Below are 271 nucleotides of genomic sequence, written 5' to 3'. Positions count from 1 at the left end.
TTGTAATGGTGCGGGTGAAGGGAGTCGAACCCCCACGCCTTGCGGCGCTAGATCCTAAGTCTAGTGCGTCTGCCAATTCCGCCACACCCGCATAATAAGATTATATAAATGGTGAGCCATGGAGGATTCGAACCTCCGACCCTCTGATTAAAAGTCAGATGCTCTACCAACTGAGCTAATGGCTCACTTACAAATGGTGCCGGCGAGAGGACTTGAACCCCCAACCTACTGATTACAAGTCAGTTGCTCTACCAATTGAGCTACACCGGCA

General features: G+C 50.6%; 3 tRNA genes. All 3 read right to left on the bottom strand.

Going from position 1 to position 271, the window contains the following annotated elements:
- Positions 1-6: 6 nt before the first annotated feature.
- Positions 7-91: transfer RNA gene (locus ACTXGU_RS22445), tRNA-Leu, on the bottom strand.
- A gap of 18 nt (positions 92-109) precedes the next feature.
- A tRNA-Lys gene (locus ACTXGU_RS22440) sits at positions 110-185 on the bottom strand.
- Positions 186-194: 9 nt separating this feature from the next.
- Positions 195-270, bottom strand: a tRNA-Thr gene (locus ACTXGU_RS22435).
- Position 271: the final 1 nt, after the last annotated feature.

Source organism: Niallia sp. 01092, assembly GCF_052318935.1.
GTDB lineage: Bacteria > Bacillota > Bacilli > Bacillales > Cytobacillaceae > Niallia.
This window is presented reverse-complemented; position numbering and strand designations above follow the sequence as displayed.